Here is a 22,509-nt window from a genome sequence, read left to right on the forward strand (position 1 = left end):
GCAAAAGCTGCCAAGTCCGATCCGTCCAGCGTTTACGAGCGCATCTCATGCGGATTTTTCGTAAAAGCGTCCCAGCTTCATTTTCCCGATCAACCCGTAGCCGAGGCCGAACACCAAGCCCGACGCCGTATAAAAAAGATGGAACAGCAACGCTTCCGGCGAAAACGGCGAACCGCCTCCGTACATAAGCAGAATCAGCAGCGTCGGCACGAAAAAAACCGCAATGCATCCCAAAGGATACAGCACGTACCGATAGCGCTCGCTTTTCCGGTCGACCGCATAGACGAGTCCGACGTAAGCGGGATAAGCGACGAGGACAAACCCGAGCAGGCTCGCGAAAATCAAAAATCCCCATTCCGATCCGAGCGATTGACCGTAAATCCAATCGAGCGCGCCGACGTAGCTTCCGATTCCGGCGGCATACGCCAAAATTCCGAGCAGGGTCATGGCGGCAGCGAACATGAAGCACCTCCGATTCGTGATGAGAGGAGTGTAACACAGCTTTTGTGGGCAAAAACAGATCAAATTTCAGATATGTCCGCATAGAGGAGACTAAAATCTTCTTGATGTATACGGAAATACGATGACACACAATGTTCACGGTAAAGTGGTGTTTTTTCAAGGCGGACACTATATTCAACTAAATGAAAAACCGATATAATGTAAGCGTAACCAATTATCGCAAATCGTACTTAGTTTCATCATCCAAGGAGGATGGCAGACATGGCAGCAGCATTAAAAGAGTTCAAAAACTGGGTCACCGGCGCGCGTCAATCGGAGAAAACCCTCGGCGACGACGAATATCGCAGACTGGAGTTCTCGGTCGAACGCCACCTGCACACGCCGCAAGTCCCAAGCCCGATCACGTATCAGGAAGAAGCGCGGATCAAGATGGTTCAATATCATTAATTTTTTGCATATTTTGCATATATAGAAAAGCCGAAAGATGAATCGGACGCTTTTCCATCAGGCCGCAGACGACGGGTTTCCCGCGTGTGCGGCCTTTATTTGCGAGTTGAAAAAAGCTTTGTCGCGGTACAAGGATGCTTGCACAGTATCAAGAAGATCGAGGAAGGCCCAGCCGCCGTTCGTGACATCCGATCAACCGTTCGAACAGGCAAGCGACAGGCTCGGCGATTGTGTTACAATGAGAACGCATAAAATCCCGTTAAGACGGGCAGCGAAAAGGAGATTTGGAACATGGGCGAACAAACCATTAACGAGAGCGAAATGATCGCGTATATTGCGGATAAAACGGGTGTCGGCGAGGAAGGCATCAAGACGGTATTGAAGCACGAGCAAGCTTTTATTGCAGCCGCAGCGAAAAAGCCGGGCGATACGATCGAGTTGGACGGCGACGAGCTGGTTGATTACGTAGTGGCTCAGAAAAACGTCAAGCTGAACGAACTCGAGATCGAGAATGTTTTGGATGCCGAAATGGCTTATCTGATCGATAAAGGTCTGGCAGGCTACGAGGACTAATAGCAATTCGAGACAAGTCACTAGGAATTTTTGAAAACTGATTACGGCGCAGGGGTTTGAACGTATGTAGCGTCGATGAACAGAGCACGTAACGAATAAAGCGCGTTTTCGCGGGAGAATTTGCAGAGGTACGCCACAAGCGGGAGAATCGGCAAAGTTTCACGCAGAAAAATGCGCTTTTTGTTGTAAATGGAGGGAAGCGACGATGGATCAGGATGAACGGGCAAAAAGAAAAGCGGCGATGGAGCAACTGGTCGCCCAAGCGGATGCGGGTCTGCCTGCGCAGCCAAGTGCTCCGGAAGAGCCGGAAGACAAGTCGGAAAGGCAGAAATCCGGGAAGAAAAAGAAAAGCGTGCTTCGGCGGCTGTTCTCGATACTCGGTTGGGTCTTGATCGTGCTGCTCGTTGTGTTGTTGGCGGGGTTCGTGTATCAGGCGGTGGGGGAGCAAAACGATCGCGCGACCTATACGGCGCCTGGAACGCTTGTGAACGTGGAAGGGCATCGCATGCACGTGTACAAGGAAGACAAGCCGGGCAAAAGCATCAGCGAGCCGACGGTGGTGCTGATCTCCGGTTGGGGGACGGCAAGTCCTTATGCGGACTTCTCGCCGATGTATGCCCTGCTGCGGGAACAGGCTTCATTCGCAGTCGTGGAGCGATTCGGCTACGGGTATAGCGACGTAACCGACGAGAAGCGCAATATCGACCGGATTACCGAGGAGCTTCGCGAAGCGTTGATTCAAGCCGAGGTGAAGCCGCCTTACGTCCTGACGGCGCACTCGCTGGGCAGTCTCGAAGCGATTCGTTTTGCGCAGCGCTACCCGGACGAAGTCGCCGGGATCGTGACGATCGATTCGGGCTCGCCGGAATTCTACCTGACTTTCCCCGAGCGGAACATGCAGTTGCAGCGCATCGCGATCAAGTCCGGCATCGTGCGCGCGCTGTATCACGTGAACGGTTTTGCGGAATATCTGAACGGACAGCGCAACGGTCTTCGCCTGCTGTCGCCCGAGATGAAAGAACAGGATCGGCTGGCTACGCTGCTTGTCGCGATCAACGATAACGTGACGGACGAGATTCGCAACGTGCACGTCAACGCGCGAAAAGTCATCGACGACAAAACGCAACTCGATATTCCCCTAACCCAGCTTGTGGCCGACCGATTCGGCGAGGTGACCGAGGATTGGTTGGATACGCAGCGCAAATTCGGAGAGTCCTGGTCGACGCAATCCCAAACGACCGTCGTGCAAAATTCGGCGCATTCCATCCATGCCTATGATCCTCAAGCCGTCGCGGACGCGGCACTGGAGCTGATGGGGCCTGCGCGCTAACGAAAAGAGAGTTGACTTCGTTCTTTCCTGAAACTATAATGGTTACAATTAAGAGTTTCACCTAACCTTACTCTCGAAGGAGCGAATACACATGGGCAAAATTATCGTTACCGGAGCTTCCGGTCATCTGGGTTCGGCGGCTGTCCGTCATCTGATCGATCTTGGCGTGCAAGCAGGGGACATCGTAGGCGTCGTGCGCGACAAAGAGAAAGCGGCGGCGCTGGCCGAGCTTGGCGTCGAGCTCCGTCTGGGCGATTATGACAATGCGGCTTCGCTGCCTGCGGCATTCGAAGGCGGAGAAAAGCTCCTGTTCGTCTCGGCTTCTTCGATGGATAACACGCTGCGTATTCGCCAGCATGCGACAGTTGTCGAAGCGGCGCGCAACGCGGGAATCAAGCATATCGCGTACACGGGCATCGCGTTCGGCGAGCGCATGACGATCGGATTGGAAAACGTCCACCTGGCGACCGAATACATGATTCGCACGACAGGGGCCGATTATACGTTCCTGCGCAACGGCTTCTATCTGGAGCTGCTGGTGAACGAAGGCACGCCGGGGATCGCGGCAAGCGGCGCGGTCGTTTCCGCTGCTCCGACAGGCAAGCTGAACTACGTGACTCGCGACAATCTGGCCCGTGCGGCTGCTGTTGTACTGACGAAGGAAGGCCACGCCAACAAAATTTACGAGCTGACGGCTCCTCAGCCGTTCTCGTACGACGAGTATGCAGCCGTGCTGTCCGAAGTATCCGGCAAGCCGGTCGCTCATAAAGCATTGCCTGCTGCTGAAGCGGTCAGCACGCTGGTATCCGCGGGCGTGCCGGAAGGCGGCGCGGGCTTCCTGATCCATGTGATCGACGGCGCGATCGAACGCGGCGAGTTCGCCCATCCTTCGAACGATCTGGTTGACCTGATCGGGGATGCTTATACGCCGCTGAAGAGCGCGGTGGGATCGGTTTTTAAAGGTTGATAAAAGGCTAAGCTGCATAAAGTCTAAAAGCAAAGAAGCCGCCTCGTCACGGGGCGGCTTCTTTTTGTTATAAAGCGATGAACGGCACATCTTGAGACGGCTCAAAAAATCGAAATCAATTCCTTCGTATACGCATGCCGGTCTTCGGCCATGAGTTCATCGGCGCGGAAGCGATCCACGATTCGGCCTTCTTGCATCACCATGATCCGTTGGCTCATCCGGTGAACGGCGGCCAGGTCGTGGGAGATGAACAGATATGACAAGCCGAGCGAGGTACGCAGCTTGGTCAACAGGTCGAGCACCGCGCCTTGCGAGATCACGTCCAGGCTTGCCGTCGGCTCGTCGAGCACGACGACGTCCGGCTCGATGCCGATTGCGCGCGCAATCGTGACGCGTTGGCGCTGCCCGCCGCTGAGTTCGTGAGGATAACGATTCGCCAGCTCGGCAGGAAGCTCGACGGCCTCAAGCAGCTGCCGGATATAGGCTTCGCGCGACGTGTAGGCGAAATGCTTCAGTTGCGTACCCCGAGCAAGCTGCTCATAGGGATCGATCAAGGAATCGGCGATCTTGAGCTTGGGGTTCAGCGCGGCTGACGGGTTTTGAAAAACGATCTGGATGCTGCGGCGATGCGGTCGCAATTTGCGGGCGTTCAAGCGAGCGATATCTTGGCCGCCGAGCACGATTGACCCGCGTTCGGCGTCCTCGATGCGCAGCAGGCAGCGGGACAGCGTGCTTTTCCCGCAGCCGCTTTCGCCCACAAGGCCGAGGCATTCGCCGCGCTCCAGTGAGAAGCTCACATTGTTGACCGCGGGGCGATCGGCTCCGACGTAAGTGCGCGAGAGTTGGGTGACGCTAAGAACAGGCGAACTTTGTCCGATCATAACGATTCCTCCTCAAGCCCCGACTTCAACGAACGGCTTAAGACAGGCGCCGCATCGATCAGATTCCGGGTATATTCATGCTGCGGATGATCAAGGATGCGGTGTTTGCCGCCCGATTCGACGATCCGGCCTTCCTTCATGACGGACAAGCGATTGGCGTAGCGCCGAACATGGCGCCAGTCATGCGTGATGAACAGGATCGCGCATCCGGTTTCCTTTTGCTTGGCGACGAGCAGTTCCAGCACCCGATGGCCGGATACGCTGTCGAGCGCGGTGGTCGCTTCGTCGGCGATCAGCAGACGCGGCGATAGCAGCAGCGACGTAGCGATCGCTGCCCGCTGCAGCTGCCCGCCGCTCAGTTGAAACGGATAACGTCGCAGCAGCGCGGCATCCAGCCCGACCGATTCCAGCGCTTCGGCGGCTTTGGTTTTGCGCACGCCTGCCGATTTTTCGCCATGCACCTTCTGATATTCGTCGAAATGCCCGCCGATACTGCGAAACGGGGTGAACGCGCCTTGGTAGTCCTGAAAAATATAAGAGATCCGGCTGCCGCGCAGGGCGCGCATTTCTTTGGGAGTGCGTTCCAGCAGATTGTTTCCTTCGAACAGGATTCGCCCGGACGCATGGAGATTCGGCGGCAAAAGCTGTCCGATCGACTGCGACAGCAGGCTTTTCCCGCTGCCGCTTTGTCCGACCAACGCCATAAACTCGCCTTCGCGTACCGCCAGGGAGACGTTGTCCACGATGGTGCGGTCGCGTCCGGCGATGCTTAATTCCTCGATGGACAGGATCACGGCTGCACCTCCTTTTTCACGTCGAACCGATCCCGCAAATAATCGCCCAGCATGTTCGCCAACAGCACGACCGATACGATCGCGAGGCCCGGGTAGACCATCAGCTCGGGACGGGATTGGAAGTAAGGCCGCGAGTCGTTCAGCATAGCGCCCCATTCCGGCGTCGGCGGCTGCGCGCCCAGTCCGATGTAGGACAGCGACGAGATGAGCAGGATGATTTTCCCGAGGTCGAGACTGGCGAGTACCAGCACATGCCCGGCGATATGCGGCAGCAGGTGCTTGGTCATGATGCGCGCGTCCGATAATCCGTTAGTGCGGGCGATGCGGATATAATCTTTTTGCGACTCGGACAACACGGTACTGCGGACAAGACGCGCATAGCTGACCCATTTGACGATGACGATCGCCAGCACCAGATTGCCGATACCCGCGCCGAGAAGACCGCTGAGCACGATCGCCACGATCGTATCGGGAAAAGCAAGAAAGCCGTCTGCAATGCGCATGAATACTTTGTCGACCCAGCCGCGTTTGTAGCCGGCGATAAGGCCGAACGGAATGCCGATGACCAATGCCGCGCCCAGTGCAAGCAGGCTGTAGCCGAGCGTCTGACCGCCGCCGAGCAGCAAGCGGGTCAGTACGTCGCGTCCCAGATGGTCGGTGCCCAGAGGGTGCAGCATACTCGCGCCGAGCAGGCGTCCGCGCAGGTCGGTCAGCGTCGGATCATGTTTCAGGACTAAAAAGGTATAGGCGGAGGCCGCGATAACGAGCAGCGCAAACAAAGTCGCGACAATCGCTTGAACGCTGTGTTTTTTGGACTTGGATGGACGGGTGCGAACGCGCAAAGGCATGCTTTTCATCGATGGGCCTCCTTTTCCTTCAGTTTCATTTCGGGATTCAAGTAACGGTACGACAGATCGACGGCCGTATTCACGATGAACACGACGGCCGCCATGATCAGGATATAGCCTTGGATCAATGGGTAATCGCGCTGGCGGATCGCGTCGACGACCAGCTTGCCGATCCCCGGATACGCGAACAGCACTTCAATCACGACGACCCCGCCGATCAGGCTGCCGAGGCTGACGCCGAACACCGTAATGACCGGAGGCAGGCTGTGACGCAGCGCATGCAGCCAGAAGATTCGGCCTTCGGACAGCCCTCGTGCCCGCGCCGAACGCACGAATTCCTGACTGAGCGAATCCAGCAGGCTGGAACGGAGCAAGCGTACGTAGACGCTGGAGATCGCAAGCCCCAACGTAACGCACGGCAGAATCAATGAAGCAAAACCGTCGCGTCCCATCGTCGGCAGATTGCCGAAACGCACGCCGAACAGGTCGATCAGGATCAGACCCAGCCAGAAGCTCGGAACCGCCGCGCCGACGATCGACAGCATGCGGCTGATCGTATCGATCCAGCTCCCGCGATAGACGGCCGATAACGAGCCGAGCGGAACGGCGATCAATAGCATGACCAGCAGTGCGCCGAGCGTCAGTTCCGCCGTAGCAGGCAGCGCGCTCATCAGGGTCTGCATCACGGGTTGTCCGGTGGAGTACGAATTGCCGAAGTCCAGACGAACGAAATCGAGCAGCCATTTGCCGAATTGGACAAGGAGCGGATCGTTGAAGCCCATCTCTTCCCGCATGGCTTCGACCTGCTCCTGACTGACGGAAAGCTCGTCAACGTTCAAAATCGTCAGCACCGGATCACCCGGCGCGAGCCGGATGAACAGGAAACTGACGAACATGATGAACAGCAGGAATATGAAGACTTCCAAAAACTTGCGCAGCAAAATGCGAAACATTACATCACGTCCAGCTTATTGGTAATCATGTAGTATTCGCTGAGCGAGCTGACCCAGTTTTTAACCTTTTTGCCGTTGTAGGCAACAATGGTGGACGGGTGCAGCACGAACGAATTCAACACGTTGTCGTGTACATAGTTGGCGGCCTGCTCGGCAAGCTCGGCGCGCTTTTCGGGAGCGACGGTCAGATTCAGCTCGTCGATGATCGCCGTCAATTCAGGATCTTCCGAACCGCTAAAGTTGAGGGCGCCCGTCGGGTGGTACGTCGCGTTCAGATAGTAACCGGCGTCGCCGCGCGGCGCGGTCAGGTTGCTGTAAGTCGCGATGTCCCAATCCCGATTGGAGGCCATGTATTCTTCCGGCGTATCGATCTGGCGGATTTCCACGTCGATGCCGATCTGTTTGGCGTCCGATTGGAACACCTGCGCGATCAGCGGCAGGTCGGCACGGGCGGAGTAGGTGAGCAGCGTAAGCTTCAGCGGCTTGCCGTCTTTGGCCATGATGCCGTTTTCCAGTTTGTAGCCTGCGGCTTCCAGATGCTTCACGGCAGCTTCCGAACCGGATTCGGTCGACTTGTTGTCATACTCCGGCGCGAACGGCAGGGAAGGCAGGAACGGTCCGATCGCGGCTTCGGCGTGGCCGAGCAGGATCGTATCGACGATGCCTTGACGGTCGATCAGCGCGTCGAGCGCTTTGCGCACGTTCAGGTCTTTGATGCTTTCGCGTTCCATATTCATTGTCAACTGATGCACGCGGAACGTCGAGGCGGATTCCACGACCATGCCGTCGATGGCTTTGAGCGATTCCAAGCTTTCCACTTCCGGACGGTAGACGATGTCGACCTGCCCGGATTTGAGCGCGAGCGAGCGGGCGTTGGCGTCTTCGTTGAACGAGAACGTCACGGTATCGAGCGGCGAAGCGCCGTCCCAATACCCGTCGTAGCGGCTCACTTCAAGCTTGCTGCCCGGCGTAAAAGACGTCAGCGAGAACGGCCCGGTGCCGATCGGCTTGTTCACGATGTCCGGCTCGCTTACGTCGATGATCGACGTGTTCGGATTCACCAACTCGGAAGCGAATTCCGGAAACGGCTGGGTGGTCGTAATCGACAGCTTGTCGCCGTCCGCTTCGATGGTGTCGATTTTGAGCGCGTTTTGGATCGCGACGCTTTCGGTCAGGGCGCGTTCCAGCGAAGCTTTTACGGCGTCTCCGGTCATCGGCTTGCCGTTCTGGAACGTCACGTCGTCACGCAGGTCGATCGTCCAATGCTGCCCGTCTTCGCTGTCCCAGCTCTCGGCCAGCCACGGCGCGACGGTCAGGTTTTCTTCGTCGAGACGCACCAGCGTTTCCGTGATGCCCGCACGCAGCGGCACATAGCTGGAATCGACGTGCGGATCGAGCGAACTGGTGGCAAAGTTATATAGGAAGTGAACGTTTTTGGCAGTTGCGGCGGAATCGGACGATTGCGCGGCGGTTTCCGGGTTGGAAGATCCGCAGGCGCTCAGCAGTCCGGCTCCAAGAACCAAAGACGCCAATAATGGAAACATTTTTTTATTCAAAGGTAATACCCCTCTCTAATTCGTAACAATTATCATTAACACAACGAAGTTTATATTATCGTAATGATTACGTTTTGACAAGTTGTGTAAGTTGTTTCATATCGAGAAAGGGGGTTCAGACGCCTGCTTGAAAAACGGGTATTAATAATTAGAAAAGGAGGGCGATAAACATGTTACCCAGAAATTTAAACGGGGCCGACGAAGAAGCGGCCAAACGAAGAGCCGAGCATCAGGCGCAGAAGCCGAGAAATACATCGATTAAACGGACTTTGATCACGATTGCGATTACCGTTGTCGTCGTATTTCTGGCGGTGTATGCAATCGATTATTTCGGAATCTTGTAAAAAAGGGTCCGTGCTTGGGTTGAAACGCGAAGAAGGCAAGCGAACATAAAGATGGAAAAGGCGAAAGGCGAAAAGACGAACCTTGGGAGGTTCGTCTCGGAATTCGGAATTTCGGGAAACCCGGCTCTCCAAGGAGAGCCGGGTTTTGTGAGGATCAGATCTTTTCGAGGAGATCCGAACGGCGAGAAAGTCTCGAATCGAAGCATGCTCGACTTTTATTGTGCGTGCCGAATCGCGTGGCGGATTTTAACGGAACGAGGCGGCGCTTAGCGAGCGTTTTGATGGGTTTTGAAATCTTAACGGATTCAGCCGACGCTTAGAATAAAATCGGACTATTTTTGGGTCTGAAAAAAGGCGAATCATGCGTCTAAAAGATATGAGATCCGTTAAAATTGCGCCAATAGTTATTTCATGCCTCTAAAGGACATGCGATCCGTTAGCCTTGAATTCTACACTTTTATTCCAGTGCTTTGCCCCGGATATCGTGAAGATCTCCATACTGTTAAAAAGCGAAATTCACGCGACGCTCGAAGGTTGCGAAAGCGCGGAACGCTCCGAAGCGGCGGCAGCCAATTCGGCGTCTCCATCGCGAGCGGCGAGCAGACTGTCCACGCCTACGCCGATCTCTTTGGAAGCGATAAAGTAGGCAGCCAGCGCCATCAGGGCCAGATCCAATTCATAGCCCGGGGAACCGTTGCTTCCGAGCAGTCCGGCAGGCAGCTTAACGGTGATGATGGCACCAATCATTACCGCGATGAAGCCGACGGCAGACAAGCGGGTTAGCAAACCGAGAATCATCATCGTGCCGCAGACTAATTCCAGCATCGCAATCATATAAGCGAGAAACCCCGGCAGTCCTAGCGCGACAAACCAATCCGCCGTATTCCCGATTCCTCCAGTCAGTTTCGAAATCCCGTGCCCCAAAAAGATGATGCCCAACACAAGCCGCATCCCGGTCGCCGTCCACTTCATCGTCATCTTCAATCGCTCCTCGCAAGGTTCTATGTAAAGGTAAGTTGTTAACTAATTATAATATAACTAGTTAACTTAAGTTCGTCAATTACTTTTTGTAATTTGTTGAGTGATACACAAAATCCTACCCAATACAAAAAAGACGAACCGATAAAGGTTCGTCTCAACATGTCGAGAAAGCCTAACGTAGCTGGAAGCGAGAAGACGGAGAGAGAAATTCAGTGAAAGACGCCTTTGAACTCGGAAAATTCCTTATTTAAATCTAATCCCTTTTCCGAGTGAGACAGCGAATTGAACGAATTTCTCTCGCAGTCTTCTCGCTTCCCGCGCCCAAGTGGCTTTCTCGCCAGCCCAGACGAACCGATAAAAAGTTCGTCTTTCCGTTTAAATCATTTAGCTGTTGCGCGGCGTATAGTCCAGATCTTTGAACAACCGATCCAGTTCCTTCGCCGTCAGATCGCGCCATTTGCCGACCGGAAGGCTGTTCAGGTGGATGTTCATGATACGAATACGCTTGAGCGCGCGCACGTTATACCCCAGCGCTTCGCACATGCGGCGAATCTGGCGGTTCAAGCCTTGCGTCAGCGTAATTTGGAAAATAAACTTGGACAACTGCTCCACTTCGCACGGCAGCGTCGTCGTATCCAGAATTTCGACGCCCGCCGCCATCTTTTTCAAAAACTCGGGGGTAATCGGACGGTCGACCGTGACGATGTATTCCTTCTCGTGACGGTTCTCCGCGCGAAGAATCTCGTTCACGATGTCGCCGTCGTTCGTCAGCAGGATCAGACCTTCGGAGTCTTTGTCCAGCCGTCCGACGTGGAAGATCCGCTGCGAATGGCCGACGAAATCCACGATATTGCCTTTGACGCTTTTTTCCGTGGTGCTGGTGATGCCGACCGGTTTGTTAAGCACCAGGTAAACATTCTCCTGCGCGGCCTTTTCCTTGATCTGCTTGCCGCTTACCCGAACGTCGTCGCCCGCCTCGACCTGGCTGCCCAGATCGGCCTTTTCGCCGTTGATCGTGACTTTGCCTTCCGCAATGATCTTGTCCGCCCCGCGTCGCGACGTGAAGCCGGACTCGGCGATATATTTATTGATTCGCACTGGTTACGCACACCTTTCTGATTGGGGAAAATACTCTGTTTACCATATCGCAAAAGGGGCCGGGTGTACAGGTTATGGTGATTGAGAAAGCCCATATACGGTCATACCCGAATCGATGTGAAACTGGAGAATGGAACCGTTTGGATGACGCAAAAGGCAATCGCGGAGCTGTATCAAACAACTTCGCAGAATATCACTCTACATATACGCAATATTTATCAGGAAAATGAACTGGAGGAAGAGTCAACTTGTAAGGATTACTTACAAGTTCAAAAAGAAGGCACGCGGCAGGTGAATCGAAACGTAAAGCATTACAATCTCGAACTGATCATCGCGATCGGTTACCGTGTCCGTTCCCATCGCGGCACTCAGTTCAGGCGTTGGGCGACGGAACGGTTGAACGAATATATGGTCAAAGGCTTTACGATGGATGACGAACGGCTTAAAGAAATGCGAACGTTCGGTCAAGATTATTTTGATGAATTGCTCAAGCGCATTCGTGATATTCGCGCATCCGAGAAAAGATTTTATCGGAAGATTACGGATATTTACGCCACGGCGATTGATTACGATCCCAAGTCGGAACCAGCTACCCTGTTTTTTGCCACGGTTCAGAACAAACTCCATTTTGCCATACATGGACAGACGGCCGCAGAATTGATAGCGAATCGCGCCGATGCCGGGCAGCAAAATATGGGTTTGACGACATGGAAAGGCGACAAAATTCGAAAATCCGATATTATCGTCGCCAAAAATTATTTGACCGAAAAAGAGCTGGGATCATTGAATCGAATCGTCACTATGTATCTCGATTATGCGGAAGATCAGGCAGAGCGCCGCTCACCGATGTATATGAAAGATTGGACTGATAAATTGGATGCCTTTTTGAAATTCAATGATCGGGAGATTTTGCAGAACGCAGGCAAAATATCGCAGGAAGTGGCGGAGAAGTTAGCTTCCGAACAATACGATAAATTCAAAAGCCACAGACTAAGCGAAGAAGTGAACGTATCCGGCGATTTCGAAGAATTCATCAAAGAAAACCGTTTGGATCGCAAATGAAAAAAAGCCGGTTCACTTGAACCAGCCTTTCTCCTTGAACCTCGTTATGGCTTCGATCCGGTTGCCCGCGCCGAGCTTGTCGAGGATGACCGATACATAGTTGCGAACCGTGCCGTTGGTCAGCGACAGCGTGCTTGCGATCTCCTTCGTGTTTTTCCCTTCGGAGATCAAGTGAAGCACTTCTTTCTCCCGATCGGTCAGCGGATTGGCTTCGGCATAAGGCGCGTCGTCGACCAGTTCGGGCGCGTAGATGCGCCGGCCGGACATGACGCTGCGGATCGCCTCGGCCAGTTCTTCGCTCGGGCTGTCTTTGAGCAGATAGCCGTGCGCGCCTGCTTTGATCGCTCGTTCGAAATAACCGGAGCGGGCGAATGTCGTCAGAATCAGCACGCGGCAGCCGGAACCTTTTAACTCCTCGGCGGCTTCAAGTCCGGTTTTCTTCGGCATCTCGATATCCATCACGCAAATATCCGGTTTGTGCAGCAGCACGAGCCGAACCGCTTCTTCACCATCGCCTGCGCGTCCGACCACTTCCATATCGTCCTCCAGATCCAGCAGTGAAGCCAGTGCGCCAAGGAGCATCCGCTGGTCTTCCGCAATGACGATTCTGATCATTCGTTATCCCTCCTTATTTGCTCCTTCGGTTGACGGAGCGTTACTATCCGGTTCCCGCTGCGCCAACACGTTCGGAATACGCAGCGTCAGCATCGTACCGCGTCCTTCCGGGGGAGCCGAAGAGATGTCCAGGCTTCCGTTGACGAACTCCAACCGTTCCCGCATGCCCCGAAGCCCGCTGCCCCGAACATTACCGCCGTCTTTTAGTCCATTGCCGTTGTCGGCGACCCGAACGACCAACTCGGCGGGAAGCGGCTCGATCTCGATCAGGCAGGAGGTCGCTCCGCTATGCTTCACGATATTCGTGACCGCTTCTTTTAGGCACATGCTGACCACGTTCTCGTTGAGCAGCGACGTGCGCGTCTCTGCCGGATCGCCGATCAACGTGAACTCGATCTCCGCTGCTTTCAAAATCTGCCGCAGCCGATGAATCTCGTCCTCCACATGCGTGCCGCGCATCTGGGTGACCAGCTCGCGCAGTTCTTTTAATACAACGCGCGCAGTTTGCTGAACGTCACGAATTTCTTCTTCCGCCCTGTTGGGGTCTTTCGTCACCAGCTTTGCCGCCAGGTCGCTTTTGAGTCCGATCAGCGCCAGCTTTTGTCCCAGCGTATCGTGCAGGTCGCGCGCGATGCGTTGGCGTTCTTCCATCACGACCAGTTCGGAGATGCGCTTGTTCGCGTCTTCGAGTTGGCCTTCGAGCCGCTCGCTGCGATTGCGGTTATACGTGGTGACCGGCAGCAAAATGACGGCGATGATGGTCAGCGCGACAAACGGCCATTGCGTGATCAGCAGCGGATTCAGATGGATGTAGCCGACGTAAGCCGAAGCGAGCACCGCGGCGAGCTGGATCGAATACAAAGTGAAAAATCCGCTTTTGCTGCGAATATTTCCGACGAAATACGCCAGGAATACCGCAAAGTAAATATAGCCGAACATCAAAGTCATCGAGACCGAGAATAACATCTGCATGCTCGTCCAAAAATATCGCAGCCGTCCTTTAAAAGCGAAAGCGAGCAAATAACATACGAAAAATCCGATAACCATAAAAATGCCGGTAGCGGCTTGAATCGCGGAAGACGAACGGAAAATGAAGTAAAACGGCAGGATATAAAAGACGACCCATACATAAGGATTAAGTCCGGTACTGCGTTGAAAAATCTGATACCACTTCTGCATGACGGTCTGCCCTCCACGGATTTTTGCCGGAATCGACACAAGCCTTCCCGGTGCGTGCGCCGCCTGATTTTTTGAGACCATTATAACCCGCGCCCTCCTTTTTCCCAAATCGTATCTGTATTCAGCCTGCACGCCAAAAACCCCGGAATACGGGAAACCGGGGTTTTCGAAAACAGCATATCAGTCTTTCGGCAGTGCAGGCGCTTTCGGCTTCAGCTCGCGCGCGACGGCTTGCACCGCATTGCCGGGCAGGCCGCTGCGTACTTTTCGACCATAGCCGGTAAATGTCTTCGTTTCTTCGTCCCACAGACGGAACTTCAACGATTGCAGGCTGGTGCGCAGCGTGATCGTTGTCGCTTTTTGCAAAGGAACGGAAGAGTCATGCGCTTTTGCCAGATTATAATTTGGTACTTTCGGACTCAGATGGTGCACGTGGTGGAAGCCGATATTGCCCGTGATCCATTGCAGCGGCTTCGGCAGTTTGTAGTACGAGCTGCCTTCGACGGCCGCGTTCACGTAGCTCCACTCTTCCTCATGCTCAAAGTACGAGTCTTCGAATTGATGCTGCACGTAGAACAACCAGATGCCGAACAGTCCCGAGAAGAAGAAGACCGGAACCTGCACCAGCAGGAACGCCTGCCAGCCGATCGCCCAGATCAGCGCCGCGTACAGCAGCACGATCAGCACGGTGGTCAGGTGGGTGTTGATGCGTTCTTGGCGCTTGGCGCCTTTGCGGTTGAAGCGGGACTCGATCAGGAACACGAAGATCGGGCCGAGACCGAACATGACGAGCGGGTTGCGGTAAAAGCGGTATGCCAATCGTGTCCAGAACGAAGCTTCGGCATACTCTTCAACCGTCAGCAGCCACATATCGCCTTCGCCGCGTTTGTCGAGGTTGCTGCTTGTCGCATGATGGCGGGTGTGGCTGTATTTCCATTTGCGGTACGGCATCATGGTGATGACTCCGGTGATCGTACCGACAATATCGTTAGCTTTTTTGTTTTTGAAAAACGATCCGTGCGTGCAGTCGTGGAAAATGATGAACGTTCGGATCACGAAGCCCGAGGCCACGAGCAGAAGCGGCAGCGCGAGCCAGTAGGAGACGGACAAACTCAGGTAACCGCCGACCCACAGCAGAATCAGCGGAACCAGCGTGTTGACCATTTGAAGAATGCTGGCCTTGGAATCGGTTTTTTCGTAAGGCTTCATATGCTTTTTCAATTCCGCAATCGGGTTGGCGGATGTCGTATTCGTGGACGGGTTCATCAATGTAATCCCCTTTCGCGGACGCCGCTCGGGCATCTCAATAATCTTAGTATAGAAAAAAGCGCTTGCGCCGCGTAGTCATAAACGTCAGATGACAGGGGTGACAAATGTCATACAGCAGATTGTCTTATTTAAATTTATGAATATACAAAATGCGAACACAGGAGTAGAATAGGGACGGTTGAATAAGATTGTGAACGAATGAACAATCTTATTCATAGAAACTGAATGATAAAAAGAATAGGGGCTGGAAAAGAAATGAAGAACACTCGCCAAACCAAACGGATTTTTCACGGGAAACGTCCCGTTATGTGGATGATGCTAACCGCTGCTTTCGGCGTGGCGTTGGCAGGCTGCGGGAATGCGGCAGAATCCAATACAACTGTGGCTGCCAACGCACAGACCGAGACAACCGCAGCCAGCGAAACGATCACACTGGGACTTCTTCCATCAATCGACGCGATTCCGTTCATCGTGGCGCATGAGCAGGGCTTCGATGCCGAGCAAGGCGTCAATCTGGATATCCAGACGTTCAAAAGCGCGAAAGATCGCGACGTCGTATTCCAAGCGGGTAAAGTCGAAGGCTTGAGTGCCGATCTGGTTGCGATTTCGATTTATAACGAAGCCGGGCAAGACGTGAAAATCACCAGCACGACCTTCGGCGAATTCGATCTGTTGACGGGCAATCCGGACGTGAAGAGCGTAGCCGATTTGAAAGGCAAAACCGTGATTTTGTCCAAAAACACCTCGACTCAATACACGATGGCGATGATGCTGGAGCAAGCCGGCCTCACCGAAGACGACATTACCGTAACGGAAGTCCCGCAAATCCCGACCCGTCTGGAATTGCTCAAAAACAACCAAGCGGATGCCGCCGTTCTGCCGCAGCCTTTCGTAACGATGGGCAAGGAAGCGGGATTGAACATCCTGGGCTCCACGCATACCGCAGAAATCAATCCGTTCGTGCTAGCTTTCCCGCAAAGCGTCATTGACGAAAAAGCCGACGCGATCCGCGATATGTATGCGGCGTACGATCAGGCTGTCGAATATATGCAAACGCACGATCAATCCGAATACATCGACCTGATTATCAAGGAAGTCGGATACCCGGAAACCTTGAAAGATCAAATCGACGTTCCGGACTATCTGTCTGCCAACCAGGCCGATCCGGCACAGGTCGATTCGGCTTTGGACTGGGCGCGCGAAAAAGGACTGTTGACTAAAGATTTGCATGCGGCGGATGTCATCTCTGACGTGCAATTCAAATAAGATCAGTACAAGTAAGGCATGAGACCAGCAAAGGAGGGGAAGAATGGAAAAAGGTTCTGTGATCGATGCCCGATATGTCGCTGAAAAGGAAGAGCAAGGTCTTGTGGCTCGCGCGCTGACCGTCGACTACGGAGAAGGCCCCGTGCTGGGACCGCTTGATCTTGACCTGCCTGCAAAAGGCATCTATACCGTACTCGGCCCTTCCGGTAGCGGGAAATCGACCTTGCTGAGAGCGGCAGCAGGCTTACTGACCGGCTTCGGCGGAAGTCTGAGTTATAGCGGCCGCTCAATGGGTCGTGCAAAGGCAGCTGGCGCAGATATCCGCGTCGGCCTTGTCCCGCAGAATTACGGACTGCTGCCTTGGCAGACCGCTATCGCGAATATTCGAACGGCGCTGAAAATTTCCAGACCGGAGGAAGATCGCGCCCAGCGCGAAGCGAATTCACTTCGTTGGCTGGAGCTGATGGGGCTGTCCGGCCTGGAAAGACGCTACCCGCGTGCTTTGAGCGGCGGCCAGCAGCAGCGCGTGGCGATTGCCCGGGCTTTTGCCATCAGACCCGATTTGCTTCTGCTGGATGAACCGTTCTCCGCGCTCGATGCGGTTACGCGAGAAGGCTTGCAGCGTCTGTTAATGGAAAGTTGGCGTCAGCAGCCATCTACCATGTTGTTCGTCACGCATGACGTCGAAGAAGCGATATTGCTGGGACGCAAGATCGTGATGCTGACGGCTTCCGCTGGTCATCCGATTCTGATCGATAACGAAATGGTCTTTTCCCTCGCGGACGAAGACAAGCGCGATCATGATGCTTTTCACGAGCAGACCCGTTATATTCGCCGAATCATGCGGGAAGGGCGGGGATCGAAATGAAAGCTGAGAAAAAGACAGGGCAAAATAGCATAAATGGCAAACCCAAAGGCAGTCTAGGTGCGATGCTGCTTCGTTTACTATCGGTATTCGTCGTTCTGCATATCCTATGGGGACTGATTGCTGCACTATTGAAGCGCGACATGCTGCCTTCTCCGCTGGTCGTCTATCGAGCGTTATTCAAGTTGGACGGCGGAGAAATGCTGCTGAATATCGGCACCAGCATGGGCCGGGTCTTGGCCGGAATCGCGCTGGCTTTAATCATCGGCTTGCTGTTGGGCCTGCTGATGGGACGTTCCCCGCGTTGGAACAAACTTCTCGATCCGGTCGTCTACCTGACCTATCCTATCCCGAAGATCGCCTTGCTTCCGGTTGCCATGCTGTTTTTGGGGCTCGGAGAAGCCTCGAAGATTGTCATGATTGCCCTGATTCTGGTTTTCCAGGTCATTATCTCCGTCCGCGACGGTGTCAAAGCCATTCCGGCCAACACGTATGATGTCCTGACCAGCCTGGGCGCGGGGCGCATGGCGAAGTTCACCCAAATCACTTTGCCCGGCGCATTATCTTCCATATTGAGTACCATCCGAATCTCCCTCGGCACCGCCTTCTCGGTCTTGTTCTTCACCGAAATCTACGGTACCGAACACGGCATGGGCTATTTCATCATGGACGCTTGGCTTAGGCTCGACTATCCCGGCATGTACGCCGGAATCCTCCTGTTCAGCGGCGTGGGCTTTCTGCTCTTCGTGTTGGTCGACCTGTTTGAACACCGCTTCATGAAGTGGCGGGCGTAGAGAAAGTCACTTTAGCGGTGGGAAGCGAGAAGACTGCGAGAAAAATTCGTTCAATTCGCTGTCTCACTTGGAAAATTGGATTTAAATTTGAGTGGAAGTTTTCCAAGTTCAAAGGCGTCTTGAACTGAATTTCTCTCTCCGTCTTCTCGCTTCCAGCTACATTGAGCTTTCTCGGCATGTTAAGGGATAACTACATCCTTGTCGGCTTCCTAACAAGAAGCCGACAACTTACCCCGCCCCAAAGCGATGACTCCTTTAGTTTCTCAAAAGTAGAAGCGTCCCACTTTTAGCAAGGACGCTTTTAAGCTCCTATTTGAAGGCGAAGCCATAGCGGAGGGAGGAATTCAGTGTAGGAGCGTTAGCGGTCGCCTTTGTATTTGGGAAGCTTCCTTTATAAAATCCAATTCAGCTTCCCAAATGCAACACGCGACCGGAACGAATTCCTCCCGCAGCGCCCCGCGAAGCCAATCAACGAATAGGAACTACAAAAAGAAGCGAAGGCTCATGCCCTCGCTTCTTCTTTATGTCAATCAGCTAAGTTGATCAAAGTCTCTACTTCGTGGAGACGTCGCCCAATCCTGTACTGTGTAACAGGTTTACCAACAAAGCCGCCGCTTCTCCGGCCGTGCCTTGCCGCTGCGCTACGATCTGTCCGCGGTCGCCCTGGAATAATCCTGCGGCGTAGGCTGCTTCGACATAAGAGCTAGCCCAATCGGAGATGCTTCCGGAATCCGGGAAGGCATCCTGCGCGCTTGTGCCGCTCGGTGTACTCAGCGTGCCCATCGGCAGGTCGAATTGCCGGCTGGCGTTGACCAGAATCGCGATCATTTCTTCGCGGGTGATGGCTCCGCCTGTCTGCGCGTTGTCCGGCAGTCCGTCCAGCAATCCGGCGCTGCGCAGCGCCGCAAGCGAAGAGGCGTCTGCGCCGTAGGCTTCAAGACCGAGCGCTCTTACTGTCATGCGGGCAAAAGATTCGCGGTCCAGTGCCGAAGAAGGCTCGCGATCTTCAAGAATGCCTTTGACGGAAGCTTCGCCCAGGGCGCTATCGAACCATTTGCCCGACGCGGCCGGCAATTCATATCGAACCAACAAAACAGGATTGCCGCCTGTCGTATGCAGAACGGCTTGACCGTCTTTGAACGTAACCGGAATCGGCACATATTTGCCGTCGACCAACATAACCGCTCCGAGCCTGCCGGTGTCCGAGCCTTCCGGAACCGGAATCATTTGTTGCCCGTAGCGCTTGTCGTAGCCGGTGATTTCGGCGGCTTTCGTGCCGCTGCTTGCCAACATCCGGAACGTGTAGGCATCGCCTACCGGAACGGCTCCGGCAATTTTTCTCCATGCGCTTTCACTCGTTATTGCTGCCGACTTTTCGATCTGGATGCGAATCTGTACCTGATCGGAAGAGACGCCTAGCCGTTCGGCCGCTTGGCTCAGGCGCAACCGATCGACCGGGAATACGATGCCGACGTCGGCGGTGCTGACGGAAAGCTTATTCGTATTGTTGGCCAATGGCGCCAGCGTTTTGCCGTCGAACACGATTTGCATATCGGTGGCTTTCAGCTGAGGCAGGCGGTATGCTAAAGTTTCTCCGCGCTTGGCTTGTTGCGAAGCCAGAGTAAGGCCTTCCGCGTTCAGTCGCAACTCCGCCCTTGGCGTACCGCTTTGTCCGGTCGAGCGGATCAGGCTGGCCGATCTTCCGGTCAGATCGCCCGCGGATACGGCGAGGACTTGAATCGATTCTTCTGTCGAATTTGTTGTTGAGGCAGTAGGCGTATCAACAGGTGTATACACATAAGAAGGCTCGGGAGTTGGGAGTACAGTTCCGCCACCCGTATTTCCGCCCGGGCTACCTCCTCCCGACTCGCCTTCCGTCAGGTCCAGCTGCGCATTCGGATGGTCTGTCGGTTCGGCATATGCCGCGCCGATGCCCAGATACTGGCTCAAATAAGTGAAGGAATCGCCGTCGTAGGCTGCCGGGTCGGCATTGGAAATAGCCGGAGCGCTGGACAGGAGCTGTGCAGTAAGGCCGGTGGTCAATACGGCTGAGCGAAGGATGACTTTCTTCTTGCTGTTTTTGCGGGCTGCATTTTTCTGTTTGCTCATAAGGCACGCTCCTGATCTTGAAGTGGGTTAGGGAGTGAATTTCATCAGACGGATGCAGGAAGGAACCAGTAAAGCGGAGGCTTCCAGTTCCCGATTGATGACGCCGACCTTGTTCATGTTTGCTTCGTACAACCAGATGGAACCGTCCTGTTCGATCCCGAGATCGAGTCCGATTTCCCACAGGCGGTGCTCCAGACGCTCTTCGATCCGGGCGGCTACGGCATAGGCAAAGCTATCGATCTTCGCGTCCATCTCTTCTTCGCGTCCGGGGAACTGGTAGGGCAAGAACCAGTACCACTGCGTGAAGGCGCGCAGGTTGGAATGATGATTCACGACTTTATGCCGCTGCTGCGTCGAGATGTACGGCATATGACCGATAATCCGGAAGACTCCTTCCGCGTCCCGAATCAGATGGACGCGTATATGGAACGGCAAGCCTTCCGGGGTGACGCTGTCGATGAATTTTTGCAGAACCATGTCTTTGCTGGCCGCCAAGCCTTCAAGCAGGGCGGACAATTGCTCGGCGCCGAGCAGGTGGCTGTACACCGGATCGTCGACTCGGTAATGCTCGCCTTCCCTTTGCACCACGATGATGGCGGAGCCTTTCGTCCCGCCGCTCGGCTTGATCACCGTTTGACCGTGCGCCGCAATAAACTCCAACGCGCGTTCCGCCGAGTCCAGCGCCATATACGGAATCAAGTGCGGTTCTACCGCCGGATCGCCTGCCAGCATCTCGTACGCTTTCACTTTGTTGAAACTTCCGGCAGGTCGCGAGTGCGTGTTGGGAATGCTTTGCAGTCGGGCATACGCTTTTTCCGAACGTCGCAACCCGCGCTCTTTGAGGCGATCGTACACGACGTCAGGCAGGCGGCGGTACTGTGCTGCCCAACTCCCGCCTTGAAATACCATGGCTTTCAGCAATGGAGAATCGTAAGCCGCGTCGACGGGACGGAACCAAAAGAAGTCGGTTTCGTGGGCGGCGCTGGCAAAAGCCATGGCGTCGTGCAGACGGAAATCTTCGTCTTTTTCGGCAACGAGCATTCCGATCGAGCGACGGTTGCGGACAAGACCGCTTCGGACCTCGTGCAGATGACGGCAGAAATGGAAAAGCCTCACGGCGCGCAAGTCCTCGTGATCGCGGGTTTCCGGCGAAGCGTTGGCTTCAAGAAAATAAATGCGGCCTTGCTCGTTCATCAACAAATCAATTCCCAACTCGTTGCATAAAAACGGATACGGACGGTTGACGGCTTCCGCCAGCCGAAGAGCCGTTTGTTCCAGCTTGATCCGCATAGCGTCAGCTTCGTTTCCGTACAAAGATCGAAGCGTTTCTTCCAAATCGGGGCTTCGGCCGCCTGCGCTGAGGTTGCTGACGAATCCGCCCGGACGCCCGACGCGTGCATACGTACGCGTAACCTGGAAGTCGCCGTTGCCGTCGCGCTGAACATGCACCCGATAATCAACAGGCTCGTTTTGAGCGGTCAGTGTCGGCAGGTAAGGCTGAACGAGATAGGTTTGCTTGGCGATCAAACTGCGAAGCGATTTGCGCAGCTCGCGCAAATCCTTCCAACGGGAAGCACCGCTGCTTTCTTCGAACCGATAACGGCTGCCCGCTTCATTTTTGACGCGGACGATTCCGCCGCCCCGCCGTCCATCTGACGGCTTCAAGATAATGTCGCCGTACAACTTCAGCATCGTCTCGGCCGCGGCCGGAGACTCAAGCTTTTCCGTAGGGAGCAAGAACTCGGCGTAGTCGGTTTGCAGATATGTGGTAACGCTCTCTTTGTTGCCGATCAAATGAACGGCGAACGGGACCTCAGTACGGAGAATTTTTTCCTGTTCGGGACGCATGGCGGAAAGTTCGGGCGATTCGTTTAGCACAACGTCCGGATACGGCGTCTCGCGTTGATGGAATTGGCCGTTACGCGGATGCAGTGCCGTAACGGTTCCGCGTTCCGTATCGATTCCGTTGACGCTGAAAAAGCACAATTCGATGCCTTGCAGCTCCGCCTCCGCGATGAGCGCATCGATACGGCTGCGGCCGACGGATTCGAACGGATCGCTGCGATGGTAGACGCCGATTAACATGAAAACCTCCTGTTCGAGTAAAGAAACAAAT

The 22,509-nt window shown here is 54.6% G+C and carries 22 protein-coding genes; 9 read left to right on the forward strand and 13 right to left on the reverse strand.

What is annotated here, in order from left to right; all coding sequences use genetic code 11:
- Positions 1-45: 45 nt before the first annotated feature.
- A complete protein-coding gene (locus tag SACSAC_RS12230; RefSeq protein ID WP_037286722.1) occupies positions 46-462 on the reverse strand; it encodes a hypothetical protein in 417 nt (138 codons plus the stop codon).
- A gap of 261 nt (positions 463-723) precedes the next feature.
- Here SACSAC_RS12230 and SACSAC_RS12235 point away from each other — a divergent pair, with 261 nt between their 5' ends.
- From SACSAC_RS12235 to SACSAC_RS12250, 4 genes are all read left to right on the forward strand, one after another.
- On the forward strand, positions 724-909 hold the full coding sequence (locus SACSAC_RS12235; RefSeq protein WP_037286726.1) for a hypothetical protein: 186 nt from the start codon (positions 724-726) through the stop codon (positions 907-909).
- Positions 910-1,200: 291 nt separating this feature from the next.
- Positions 1,201-1,482, forward strand: a complete 282-nt coding sequence (locus SACSAC_RS12240; RefSeq protein WP_037286729.1) for a hypothetical protein — start codon at positions 1,201-1,203, stop codon at positions 1,480-1,482.
- Between the two features lie 205 nt (positions 1,483-1,687).
- Positions 1,688-2,812, forward strand: coding sequence for an alpha/beta fold hydrolase (locus SACSAC_RS12245; RefSeq protein ID WP_051507072.1), 1,125 nt, complete (start codon positions 1,688-1,690; stop codon positions 2,810-2,812).
- 91 nt (positions 2,813-2,903) lie between these two features.
- The gene (locus tag SACSAC_RS12250) at positions 2,904-3,779 is read left to right on the forward strand and encodes an SDR family oxidoreductase (RefSeq protein ID WP_037286732.1); all 876 of its coding nucleotides are present in this window, start codon (positions 2,904-2,906) and stop codon (positions 3,777-3,779) included.
- Between the two features lie 101 nt (positions 3,780-3,880).
- On the opposite strand, the gene SACSAC_RS12255 is transcribed toward SACSAC_RS12250, so the two are convergent.
- From SACSAC_RS12255 to nikA, 5 genes are read right to left on the reverse strand one after another with little or no spacing between them, the layout of a single operon-like run.
- Positions 3,881-4,660, reverse strand: a complete 780-nt coding sequence (locus SACSAC_RS12255) for an ABC transporter ATP-binding protein (RefSeq protein WP_037286735.1) — start codon at positions 4,658-4,660, stop codon at positions 3,881-3,883.
- A complete protein-coding gene (locus SACSAC_RS12260) occupies positions 4,657-5,454 on the reverse strand; it encodes an ABC transporter ATP-binding protein (protein ID WP_037286738.1) in 798 nt (265 codons plus the stop codon). Before SACSAC_RS12260 ends, SACSAC_RS12255 begins: the two co-directional genes overlap by 4 nt.
- Positions 5,451-6,311, reverse strand: a complete 861-nt coding sequence (gene nikC, locus SACSAC_RS12265) for a nickel transporter permease (RefSeq protein ID WP_084778029.1) — start codon at positions 6,309-6,311, stop codon at positions 5,451-5,453. Before nikC ends, SACSAC_RS12260 begins: the two co-directional genes overlap by 4 nt.
- The gene (gene nikB, locus SACSAC_RS12270) at positions 6,308-7,255 is read right to left on the reverse strand and encodes a nickel ABC transporter permease (protein WP_037286740.1); all 948 of its coding nucleotides are present in this window, start codon (positions 7,253-7,255) and stop codon (positions 6,308-6,310) included. Before nikB ends, nikC begins: the two co-directional genes overlap by 4 nt.
- Entirely contained in the window at positions 7,255-8,799 is a 1,545-nt protein-coding gene (gene nikA, locus SACSAC_RS12275) for a nickel ABC transporter substrate-binding protein (protein WP_169833809.1), read from the reverse strand. Before nikA ends, nikB begins: the two co-directional genes overlap by 1 nt.
- A gap of 182 nt (positions 8,800-8,981) precedes the next feature.
- On the opposite strand from nikA, the gene SACSAC_RS28000 reads away from it, so the two are divergent.
- Complete coding sequence (locus SACSAC_RS28000) at positions 8,982-9,155, forward strand: hypothetical protein (RefSeq protein ID WP_156950994.1); 174 nt, start codon at positions 8,982-8,984, stop codon at positions 9,153-9,155.
- Between the two features lie 516 nt (positions 9,156-9,671).
- Here SACSAC_RS28000 and SACSAC_RS12285 read toward each other — a convergent pair.
- Positions 9,672-10,133: a DoxX family protein gene (locus tag SACSAC_RS12285; protein ID WP_084778030.1), complete on the reverse strand. Its 462-nt coding sequence runs from the start codon at positions 10,131-10,133 to the stop codon at positions 9,672-9,674.
- A gap of 387 nt (positions 10,134-10,520) precedes the next feature.
- Positions 10,521-11,234, reverse strand: coding sequence for a 23S rRNA pseudouridine(2604) synthase RluF (rluF, locus tag SACSAC_RS12290; RefSeq protein WP_037286747.1), 714 nt, complete (start codon positions 11,232-11,234; stop codon positions 10,521-10,523).
- Between the two features lie 291 nt (positions 11,235-11,525).
- Here rluF and SACSAC_RS12295 point away from each other — a divergent pair, with 291 nt between their 5' ends.
- Positions 11,526-12,296, forward strand: coding sequence for a virulence RhuM family protein (locus SACSAC_RS12295; RefSeq protein WP_425414806.1), 771 nt, complete (start codon positions 11,526-11,528; stop codon positions 12,294-12,296).
- A 12-nt stretch (positions 12,297-12,308) separates the two neighbouring features.
- Here the strand turns inward: SACSAC_RS12295 and SACSAC_RS12300 are convergent, their stop codons facing one another.
- From SACSAC_RS12300 to desA, 3 genes are all read right to left on the reverse strand, one after another.
- Entirely contained in the window at positions 12,309-12,911 is a 603-nt protein-coding gene (locus SACSAC_RS12300) for a response regulator transcription factor (RefSeq protein WP_037286750.1), read from the reverse strand.
- A gap of 3 nt (positions 12,912-12,914) precedes the next feature.
- Positions 12,915-14,090 (reverse strand): sensor histidine kinase, encoded by a 1,176-nt coding sequence (locus SACSAC_RS12305; RefSeq protein WP_037292725.1) that lies wholly within the window; start codon positions 14,088-14,090, stop codon positions 12,915-12,917.
- Positions 14,091-14,270: 180 nt separating this feature from the next.
- Positions 14,271-15,356, reverse strand: coding sequence for a Delta(5) desaturase DesA (gene desA / locus SACSAC_RS12310; protein ID WP_037286752.1), 1,086 nt, complete (start codon positions 15,354-15,356; stop codon positions 14,271-14,273).
- Positions 15,357-15,614: 258 nt separating this feature from the next.
- On the opposite strand from desA, the gene SACSAC_RS12315 reads away from it, so the two are divergent.
- Genes SACSAC_RS12315 through SACSAC_RS12325 form a run of 3 tightly spaced genes read left to right on the forward strand, consistent with a single transcriptional unit; the run spans position 15,615 to position 18,284 of the window.
- Positions 15,615-16,625, forward strand: a complete 1,011-nt coding sequence (locus SACSAC_RS12315) for an ABC transporter substrate-binding protein (protein ID WP_211251339.1) — start codon at positions 15,615-15,617, stop codon at positions 16,623-16,625.
- Between the two features lie 43 nt (positions 16,626-16,668).
- A complete protein-coding gene (locus SACSAC_RS12320) occupies positions 16,669-17,493 on the forward strand; it encodes an ABC transporter ATP-binding protein (RefSeq protein WP_084778032.1) in 825 nt (274 codons plus the stop codon).
- Positions 17,490-18,284: an ABC transporter permease gene (locus tag SACSAC_RS12325; protein WP_245608630.1), complete on the forward strand. Its 795-nt coding sequence runs from the start codon at positions 17,490-17,492 to the stop codon at positions 18,282-18,284. Before SACSAC_RS12320 ends, SACSAC_RS12325 begins: the two co-directional genes overlap by 4 nt.
- Positions 18,285-18,836: 552 nt before the next feature.
- Here the strand turns inward: SACSAC_RS12325 and SACSAC_RS12330 are convergent.
- Positions 18,837-20,393 carry an S-layer homology domain-containing protein gene (locus SACSAC_RS12330; protein WP_037286755.1) on the reverse strand — a complete coding sequence of 519 codons (1,557 nt, stop codon included), beginning with the start codon at positions 20,391-20,393 and terminating at the stop codon, positions 18,837-18,839.
- 27 nt (positions 20,394-20,420) lie between these two features.
- Positions 20,421-22,478: a YheC/YheD family protein gene (locus SACSAC_RS12335; protein ID WP_037286758.1), complete on the reverse strand. Its 2,058-nt coding sequence runs from the start codon at positions 22,476-22,478 to the stop codon at positions 20,421-20,423.
- Positions 22,479-22,509 lie beyond the last annotated feature (31 nt).

Source organism: Saccharibacillus sacchari DSM 19268, assembly GCF_000585395.1.
In the GTDB taxonomy this organism is placed as follows: Bacteria; Bacillota; Bacilli; order Paenibacillales; family Paenibacillaceae; genus Saccharibacillus; species Saccharibacillus sacchari.